This is a genomic window from Paenibacillus sp. YN15 (assembly GCF_003285005.1).
In the GTDB taxonomy this organism is placed as follows: Bacteria; Bacillota; Bacilli; order Paenibacillales; family NBRC-103111; genus Paenibacillus_AR.
This window is the reverse complement of the sequence record NZ_QMFA01000061.1, coordinates 21,156-29,010: the sequence shown is the minus strand read 5'-3', so window position 1 is coordinate 29,010 and position 7,855 is coordinate 21,156. Positions and strand designations below refer to the sequence as shown.

11 protein-coding genes and 1 tRNA gene are annotated in these 7,855 nt (G+C 47.5%); 3 read left to right on the top strand and 9 right to left on the bottom strand.

What is annotated here, in order from left to right; genetic code table 11:
• The first annotated feature begins 181 nt into the window (after window positions 1-181).
• Window positions 182-1,411, top strand: a complete 1,230-nt coding sequence (locus tag DQG13_RS28790; protein ID WP_113023645.1) for an ATP-binding protein — start codon at window positions 182-184, stop codon at window positions 1,409-1,411.
• On the opposite strand, the gene DQG13_RS28785 is transcribed toward DQG13_RS28790, so the two are convergent.
• From DQG13_RS28785 to DQG13_RS28775, 3 genes are all read right to left on the bottom strand, one after another.
• Window positions 1,408-1,845 carry a class I SAM-dependent methyltransferase gene (locus DQG13_RS28785; RefSeq protein ID WP_113023644.1) on the bottom strand — a complete coding sequence of 146 codons (438 nt, stop codon included), beginning with the start codon at window positions 1,843-1,845 and terminating at the stop codon, window positions 1,408-1,410. The genes DQG13_RS28790 and DQG13_RS28785 overlap by 4 nt on opposite strands.
• A gap of 148 nt (window positions 1,846-1,993) precedes the next feature.
• A tRNA-Ser gene (locus DQG13_RS28780) sits at window positions 1,994-2,082 on the bottom strand.
• Window positions 2,083-2,195: 113 nt separating this feature from the next.
• Window positions 2,196-2,570, bottom strand: coding sequence for an NAD(P)H-dependent oxidoreductase (locus tag DQG13_RS28775; RefSeq protein ID WP_113023643.1), 375 nt, complete (start codon window positions 2,568-2,570; stop codon window positions 2,196-2,198).
• A 466-nt stretch (window positions 2,571-3,036) separates the two neighbouring features.
• Here DQG13_RS28775 and DQG13_RS28765 point away from each other — a divergent pair, with 466 nt between their 5' ends.
• On the top strand, window positions 3,037-3,297 hold the full coding sequence (locus tag DQG13_RS28765; protein WP_483874477.1) for a sensor histidine kinase: 261 nt from the start codon (window positions 3,037-3,039) through the stop codon (window positions 3,295-3,297).
• An 82-nt stretch (window positions 3,298-3,379) separates the two neighbouring features.
• Here DQG13_RS28765 and DQG13_RS28760 read toward each other — a convergent pair whose 3' ends face one another.
• From DQG13_RS28760 to DQG13_RS28745, 4 genes are all read right to left on the bottom strand, one after another.
• A complete protein-coding gene (locus DQG13_RS28760) occupies window positions 3,380-3,847 on the bottom strand; it encodes a pyridoxamine 5'-phosphate oxidase family protein (protein WP_113023640.1) in 468 nt (155 codons plus the stop codon).
• Between the two features lie 85 nt (window positions 3,848-3,932).
• Window positions 3,933-4,154 carry a DUF951 domain-containing protein gene (locus DQG13_RS28755; protein ID WP_113023639.1) on the bottom strand — a complete coding sequence of 74 codons (222 nt, stop codon included), beginning with the start codon at window positions 4,152-4,154 and terminating at the stop codon, window positions 3,933-3,935.
• 44 nt (window positions 4,155-4,198) lie between these two features.
• Entirely contained in the window at window positions 4,199-5,074 is an 876-nt protein-coding gene (locus DQG13_RS28750; protein WP_113023638.1) for a mechanosensitive ion channel family protein, read from the bottom strand.
• Window positions 5,075-5,091: 17 nt separating this feature from the next.
• Window positions 5,092-5,340: a putative Se/S carrier protein gene (locus DQG13_RS28745; RefSeq protein WP_113023637.1), complete on the bottom strand. Its 249-nt coding sequence runs from the start codon at window positions 5,338-5,340 to the stop codon at window positions 5,092-5,094.
• A gap of 207 nt (window positions 5,341-5,547) precedes the next feature.
• Here DQG13_RS28745 and yyaC point away from each other — a divergent pair, with 207 nt between their 5' ends.
• Window positions 5,548-6,186: a spore protease YyaC gene (yyaC, locus tag DQG13_RS28740; RefSeq protein ID WP_113023636.1), complete on the top strand. Its 639-nt coding sequence runs from the start codon at window positions 5,548-5,550 to the stop codon at window positions 6,184-6,186.
• On the opposite strand, the gene DQG13_RS28735 is transcribed toward yyaC, so the two are convergent.
• Window positions 6,143-6,640 (bottom strand): DUF4446 family protein, encoded by a 498-nt coding sequence (locus DQG13_RS28735; protein WP_113023635.1) that lies wholly within the window; start codon window positions 6,638-6,640, stop codon window positions 6,143-6,145. The genes yyaC and DQG13_RS28735 overlap by 44 nt on opposite strands.
• Before the next feature lie 39 nt (window positions 6,641-6,679).
• Window positions 6,680-7,825, bottom strand: a complete 1,146-nt coding sequence (locus DQG13_RS28730) for an aminotransferase class V-fold PLP-dependent enzyme (protein ID WP_113023634.1) — start codon at window positions 7,823-7,825, stop codon at window positions 6,680-6,682.
• Between the last annotated feature and the right edge of the window lie 30 nt (window positions 7,826-7,855).

Here is a 7,855-nt window from a genome sequence, read left to right as displayed (position 1 = left end):
ACACTCCCTCAGCCTTTCTTCCGCTTGCTTTTCTCCCCTATTCTTCTATTCAGCCGCGTGGAACCTGTATCCTTCATGCAAGCTTGATTAAGACCTTCCTTTTGACGCCTGTTCATTTGCTATTTGCCGATATTCCGGCTAAAATAGGATTAATACATATATTAGCCGGAGGGGTGTCTCCATGGACTATATCGGCAGAAATATGCAGGATGTATTTCTTAAACTGAATGAGCAATATCCTGCCGTTTTAATTACCGGCCCTCGTCAGGTTGGTAAAACCACGATGCTGCAAAAACTAATGGAGCTTGAAGGACGAAACCGAAACTATGTATCCTTGGATGACTTAAACGAAAGATCGCTGGCCAAGTCTGATCCGGCCATGTTCTTACAGATTCATAAGCCTCCCATTTTTATTGATGAGGTTCAGTATGCCCCTGAGTTATTTACCTATATCAAAATAAGCGTTGATAGAAATCAGCGTCCCGGTGATTTTTGGTTAACCGGCTCCCAGCTTTTCAAGCTGATGGGCGGTGTCCAGGAATCGTTGGCCGGGCGGGTGGCCTTGCTCCATCTTTCCTCTCTTTCGCAACAAGAAATATACGGCGGCCAAGCGGGTGCTTTTACTTTGGACCTGGATTGGCTTTCCATGCGTCAAAAGGACATTCAACCGGTTTCCACTCCGCAATTGTTTGATCGAATCTTCCTGGGCGGAATGCCCGCACTGGTCAGTAAAAAATATGAGGATCGTAATATTTTTTATTCCAGCTATTTCAATACTTATTTGGAGCGGGATGTCAGAGATTTGTCAGGCACTGTTGACTCCTTAAAATTCTTGAATTTTATTACTGCCGTTGCCGCCCGCGCCGCGCAGATGGTTAATTACAAGGGCATTGCAGATGATTGCGATATTGATCAGACAACAGCAAAAAGCTGGCTGAGGATATTGGAGACACTGGGCGTCATATTTTACCTTCACCCCTATTCCAACAATGTGCTAAAGCGAACCGTGAAAACGCCCAAGCTGTATTTTTATGACACGGGGTTGGTTTGCTATCTTACAAAGTGGAGCAGTGCAGAAACTGCCATGAATGGAGCTATGAATGGAGCCCTTCTTGAAAATTACGTCGTAAGTGAAATTCAAAAAAGCTATCAAAATACGGGCAAAGAAGCCTTTTTATACTATTATCGTGACAAAGATGCAAAAGAAATCGACTTACTTATGGAGGGGGATGGGCAGTTGTACCCTATTGAAATTAAAAAAACCGCTACACCTGAAAAAAAATTGATTAATGCCTTTTCAGTTATAGAGAAATCCCCCTTACAACGGGGTACAGGCGCTGTGCTTTGTATGGCCGAAAAGCTGAGTGCGTTTAATCAAGAAAATCTGATTGTCCCTATTAGTTTAATTTAGCATTGGATAACTGCTTCCATCGTTTCTTTATCTGTCTGCTCAACCATTTGTTCAACAACAAATCCCGCTTGTGCCAAAGCATTAATATATGTGGATATTTTTCGATTGCATAAGATGATTTCACTTCCATCTACTGGCATCCTAAAGTAAGATTCATCAAAATAGCTTTTATTAAAAACCAGGGTGCCGTTTTCTATCACATCTTTGCGCTGGCTGCATGACCAACCCACGCAGTAATTCAATGTATGATGCCAACTGAATATAAATATGCCATCCTTTTTTAAGTAAGCGGCTATTTTGCTAAATGTGCCTTCCAGATCTATTGTCCAGCCGATTCCGTAGATTGAATAAACAAAGTCAAAATAATTTGTCGGGATATCCAGTTCTGCTTCCGTATGTTGGAAGCGCCGTAGTCCCAAACCATAAATCTGCATTTGAGTTCCAATAAGTTTTATTGATTTCTACTATTTCATCTCTCTCCATATATGTACACCCTCTCGCTTGTATGTCCATATTCAAAAAACCTCCCACATCGAAATGTAGAAGGTTTAATCAGTCAGGTATATCAAGGGATTACAATAATGGCGGAAAGGGTGGGATTCGAACCCACGCGGCTGTGACACCCTAGCTGATTTCGAGTCAGCCCCCTTGGGCCTCTTGGGTACCTTTCCATAATGGAGCCCGCCTAAAAAAGCGGGACAAACCGTATTGTACCATACGGAAAATGCGGTTTCAAGGGGGCATCAATTGTGAATTTTCCGCACCTGGCTAATTGAAACACGCGTTATAAACTTTGTCCTAACTGATAAACGGTATGCAAATGCTTATCCCAGTTCAAACGCCTTACCTCTTCATTAAATTTTGTCATGCTGTCCAATACAATCAATTCTTTGCTTTTAGCTCTATCAAATATTCGGTCTTCAAGCATAACTGATTTCATACTTTGCAAATGTCCATGTTCTTGAAGATGTGACAGTGACCGGCCCGCAATACATATCACATAAGCCTTATCCAGCTTCTTCATGCTGCGGTTTCCATATGCAAATCCATATGTCCAAACTCTGTCAAACCACCCCACCAATTTAGCTGGAGCTTCTGTCCAAAATACGGGGTAAATAAAAATAATGGTATCGCAGTGATTAATTTTCTCTTGTTCCATTGCTACATCATCACTTATTGGCAGATCACTTAAATAGTTAGCTAGAATGACCCGCCGCCACTAAACTCTTTATCAATTGTTCCTTTACCGCAAATGTAAATGAGTTCTCACTTGGATGAGCATATACAATAAATATCCTCATTGGCTCTTCCCTCCAATCGAATTCACGATCAATATGCAACCTATGCAGCTAGCTTCATGCTTCCATTATATTGTAAATTCTTTTTCAATCCTACCCAATAACTGTATCCATCGTAATACAAAAAACGCCCTGATTAAGGGCGCTTTTTCGCTTTCTTCTTATCAAAAACTTCTGATTAATTTTCTGGAATGCGTATTTTAATCCGCCGCTGGATGCGTTCAAAGTGTACTATCTCATACTGACGAACTTGATTGCTTCTCCCTTGTCCTTCGATTTGTTACATAAGCTTGCTTGACCCAGGTGTAGGAGAAGGAAACTCCCTCCCTGCTAAAAATCAAAGTAAGAAAAAGAAAAGCTTCTGTTCTCATCTCTGTGGTAGACACGGGGCTTGGCATGGACAGGAGCACCCTCCTTGCTCTGCGGAGCAGGCTCGCCAGTGACAACGAGGAGTTCAATGGCAGCCATATCGGCCTGTACAATACCAGCCAGCGCATTAAACTCACCTATGGCAGCGACTATGGCCTGATTGTACGAAGCAAACGGGGATACGGAACAGCAGTCTACCTGGATATCCCTTGCGGATAAGCTTTCTCCATAACAAAAAACCTCCTACAGCAAAGTGTAGAAACAATGCCTGAATTTATTACGCTTTATATAATGCTTGTAGCTACGCCGTCTTATTCACAAAATCTATTTCATTTCTTATCCCTTTGTGCGCATCATTCCACACGCCCTTTGTTAACTGAATACGCAGCAGGCATGTGTTCGGGTCTTTATCGTTGTTGGCTTCGTCGTACCATTCGGCGAAGATGGGGCGTATCTTGGCCATAAGCTCCGCATTTTTCTCGTCACATACCCAGCCTAAATTTTCGCCGATACCATTAGCTGTAAAGCTTTCGACGATGATGCAGACGGCAACTTCCGGGTTTTGGGCAATCTGCCGCATTTTGTTTGAGGTTGCGTAGGTGACCGTGTAGAAGGCGCCGTTTTCGTAAAAGGCGTTTACAATGCGGGCGGCGGGGAGATTGTTGCCTTCGGCATTTGGAAACCGCGCAATAGTGGATAGAGAAATTAACCCGTCTTTGTGACCGAACTTTTCGTCCAACAGCTTCATCGCTTCGTCGTATTTGTTCATTACAATTCCTCCGAAAAAGCCCGCCTAAAAGCGGAACCTTAAGAATAGTGATGATCCGTAAGAATTACACAAGCATCCCGCCAGCCTACGCTTCCGGGGCGTCTCCTTCCGGCTTGGGAGCGGTGCGCAGCACCTTTTTCATCTTGCTTTCGAACTTCGCCCGGGGAATCAGCACACTGTGCTGGCAGCCGAGACAGCGGACCCGGATGTCCATCCCCATGCGGATGATCTCCATTTCATTGGTTCCGCAGGGATGGGCTTTTTTCATCTGCACCACATCGCCTAACTGAAATTGCTTCCGTTCCATCCTCTCACCTCTACCATGAAAACTATAATTCTATGCCTTGTCCCTTAACCCTCCGCCGCATTAATCTGTTCTTTATACCGGTCGAGACAATCCTTAATCATCCGTTTCATCTCCCGCTCCACGGAGCCTTGGGTATTCGGCTTGCACTCCGCTGTCACCCGGATGACGCTTTCCGCCGCGCCCAGGGTTTGCAGTCCCAATACCTCCGGGGGTTTGGTCAGATTGGGAATGCTGTTATAAGAATCGGCTGCAGCCTTGTTGATCAGGGCAATAATCTTTTCCAGATTATCGCCATTGGCAACAGGCACATCAACAACGGCCAAGGAATTATAGATAGAAAAGTTGGTTACCTGCTGTATGGAGCCGTTGGGGAGTATATGTACTTCGCCTGTTGCCGTGCGAACCCGTGTTACCCGCAGCCCGATTTCCTCCACCGTCCCCTTAAAAGCCCCTGTCTGAATCACATCCCCCACTCCGAACTGGTCTTCAAAGATAATGAAGAAACCGGTAATAATATCCTTGACCAAGCTTTGCGCCCCGAAACCAATAGCCAGCCCCAGCACTCCGGCCCCTGCCAGCACCGGAGCCAGATTAATTCCGAATTGGCCCAGGATAATCAGAATCAGGATAAAGTTAATGGTGTAGGTCACAATATTATTCAACAGCTTGCCGATGGTATTGGTACGCCGCTGGTCAAGCCGCAAGGGGGTCCGCTCCCGGACTACCATCAGCCGCTCCAGCGCCTTCTGAGCCAGCTTGGTTACTATTCTTCCAATAAGCAGAGCCAATACAATTTGGATGGCTGTTTGCAGCCAACTGCTCCATACTTCAGGATTGGATAAGTAGTCCTTCAGCTTCTCAAATGCGCTTATTGTGGGCGCTAATGGCTCCACTTCCATAATAAATCCGGGCATCCTCATCTTTTAGGTCCTCTCCATCATTCGATTCGAGCATAGGTATCCCCCGTCCGCTCATAAATCCCCTTGATTTCCACTTTTTCCGCCTCAATAATCTCTTTCACAGTGGAAAGCTGCTCCCCTGGAAAATCAATCGACATGGCGCAGCCGGCGGTAATTTGCCTGGGTGTTGGCCGCGTATCAATATCCACTCCCCCATATTCCAGCAGCATCTCAGCCCGCAAGGCCTGCTGCGTGGAATCAAAGGCCATGAGAAGCCTTTCTTCCATTTGGCTCTCCCCCTCTACCATCCGCCTGCTTTTTATTGTTGGAATCCGTGTATAAATAGATTAAAGGATTCATATACTAATAAAAAGTTGCCTATTTCCCGCTTTAACTTCCTCAGCCTGTGGCCCGGCAGCTTCCCGGCGTAATCGGATTGTCCTCGGCACAATCCCGCCATGCACGCTCCATTCCTTATTCCCAGGAGGTATGCTATGAAATTCCTACCCGAACGCCAACCGGCTGCGGACAAGCCCCTATCCTTTAAAATGCAGCATACAGAACGGCATTGCGCAACTTCCATGGCTGCCCATCTTGTCAGCCTGTTCAGCGAAATTCCTCCCTACCGGGATATCGTCTGGGTGAACATCGGAACAGACCGTTCCACAGGAGATTCCCTGGGACCGCTTATTGGAACAAGACTCAGCAAATATGCCATCCCCGGTATTCATATCTACGGGACCTTGGACAATCCCGTTCATGCCATGAACCTGGAGGAAACCCTCCAGCGTATACATGAATCCCATACGGACCCCTTCATTATCGGCACAGATGCCTGTCTTGGACAAACCCAAAGCGTAGGCTGCATCCAGATCAATCAAGGTCCATTAAAACCGGGCGCAGGTGTCAAAAAGGAATTGCCCGATGTAGGCTGCATGCATATTACCGGCATCGTCAATGTAGGCGGGTTCATGGAATATCTGGTGCTGCAGAATACCCGGCTGTCATTGGTCATGAATATGGCCGATGTCATTGTCCGCGGCATTCATATGGCCTTTCTGCAGAGCAGGCGTCCTATGATGTCCCCCTCTACCGTCCAGTTGCCTGGCTCTGTGCTGCAGTTTGAGCGATAATCTCCTTTTCCTCCGGCGTCAGCGTATAATTGGAGGCTCCGTGCTCCACGGGTTTGGCATACAGATAGGATTCCTCCCGGTTATGAATCCCGGTCAGCACCAGCCCGTTCTGGTTTTCATCGGTAATGGCAATGGAGAAGCTCAGGTCGCTGCCTTGCTGGGAAAATGCGTTGTACCGCTTCATGGCTACATTGGATTTCATTGTTCTCATTTTGTTGCGGATGCCGTTAAGCGCATCCGCTTGTTGTTTATTCTCTTCCTGCAGCGCATTGATGCTCTCCTGCATAAACAGCAGCAGCTCATCCACATTTTCCACCGCCGAGTTTCCAATAAGCTTCTTGTACCTCTTTTTCATTCCCGACAGCTTCGCCAAGGCTACTATTGCCAGAATCAGAACCAGAAGCAACCCTGCCCCCATTGCCCCAAAAATAATTATCGTCGTCATCTCATCCATGCCGCATCACCGTTTCATGTCAGTCTGTTTGGAAAAGCCTTAAAGTCCTTGCCGGATTTCGTTTACAGCCCCAATAAGGGCATCCACATCCGCATCCGTTGAAAAATATCCCACACTTGCCCGCACCGCGCCTGTTTCGGCTGTTCCTGCAGATTGATGGGCCAGAGGGGTGCAATGATACCCTGCCCGCACTGCAATTTGAAAGGATTGATCCAGAATAAAGGCCACCTCTGACGGATCGGCGCCAGTTAAACGGAAGGAAACAATTCCTGTTCTATCTTCTCCTATTTCCGGCCCCAGCAACTCGACTCCTTCAATTCCCATCAGCCCTTCCATCATCCTCCGGACAAGCTTGCATTCCTTGGCATGGATCGTATCCACTCCTTCATTCAGGATGAATTTAACCCCTTCGCCCAATCCTGCAATGCCAGGCGTGTTCTGGGTTCCGGATTCATACCGGTCCGGCCGCACCTGAGGCTGATCCACCGCCTCCGACTGGCTGCCGGTTCCTCCATGATGCAGGGGCTCCAGATCGATTTCCGGATGAATGTACAGCCCTCCCGTCCCCTGCGGCCCCAGGAGCCCCTTATGCCCCGGGAAGGCTAATAAATCGATGTTCATCGCCTCCACGTCCACAGGCAGGATTCCGGCGGTCTGAGCGGCGTCTACAAGGAACCTTATCCCCTTGCGTTTGCAGATTGCTCCAATCTCGGCAACAGGCTGGATAGTTCCCAGAAGATTGGAACTGTGAGTGACGGCGACCAGGGCTGTGTGGGGCCGTATTGCCTTCTCCAGGTCAACAAGCCTTATCCGGCCCTCCCGATCGGTCTGCAGATACGTCACTTCCACCCCTTGCTTCCGCGCCAAATACTCCAATGGCCTGCGGATGGAATTATGCTCCACTGTAGTGCTGATCACGTGCATTCCCGGTTTCACGTATCCTTTGATTGCCAGATTCAATGCTTCTGTTGTGTTGGCGGTAAAGGCAATATCATTGGCATTGCGGATGTGGAACAGCTTAGCCAATTGTACGCGGGTCTGGAATAAAATCCGGCTGGCCTGCACAGCCATTTGATGACCGCCTCTCCCAGGGTTGGCAGCAGATTCGTTCATGCATTTCGCCATAGCCTCCGCAACCTGAGGCGGCTTTGGCCAGCTTGTAGCGGCATTATCCAAATAGATCATTTCCCCTCTTCCCTCCTTACCCGAAAATGC

What these genes read in the sequence shown, in the direction of transcription:
- DQG13_RS28790 (WP_113023645.1), top strand. Translation starts at nt 182, where the DNA reads ATGGACTATATCGGCAGAAATATGCAGGATGTATTTCTTAAACTGAAT.
- DQG13_RS28785 (WP_113023644.1), bottom strand. Translation starts at nt 1,845, where the DNA reads ATGCAGATTTATGGTTTGGGACTACGGCGCTTCCAACATACGGAAGCA.
- DQG13_RS28775 (WP_113023643.1), bottom strand. Translation starts at nt 2,570, where the DNA reads ATGGAACAAGAGAAAATTAATCACTGCGATACCATTATTTTTATTTAC.
- DQG13_RS28760 (WP_113023640.1), bottom strand. Translation starts at nt 3,847, where the DNA reads ATGAACAAATACGACGAAGCGATGAAGCTGTTGGACGAAAAGTTCGGT.
- DQG13_RS28755 (WP_113023639.1), bottom strand. Translation starts at nt 4,154, where the DNA reads ATGGAACGGAAGCAATTTCAGTTAGGCGATGTGGTGCAGATGAAAAAA.
- DQG13_RS28750 (WP_113023638.1), bottom strand. Translation starts at nt 5,074, where the DNA reads ATGAGGATGCCCGGATTTATTATGGAAGTGGAGCCATTAGCGCCCACA.
- DQG13_RS28745 (WP_113023637.1), bottom strand. Translation starts at nt 5,340, where the DNA reads ATGGAAGAAAGGCTTCTCATGGCCTTTGATTCCACGCAGCAGGCCTTG.
- yyaC (WP_113023636.1), top strand. Translation starts at nt 5,548, where the DNA reads ATGAAATTCCTACCCGAACGCCAACCGGCTGCGGACAAGCCCCTATCC.
- DQG13_RS28735 (WP_113023635.1), bottom strand. Translation starts at nt 6,640, where the DNA reads ATGGATGAGATGACGACGATAATTATTTTTGGGGCAATGGGGGCAGGG.
- DQG13_RS28730 (WP_113023634.1), bottom strand. Translation starts at nt 7,825, where the DNA reads ATGATCTATTTGGATAATGCCGCTACAAGCTGGCCAAAGCCGCCTCAG.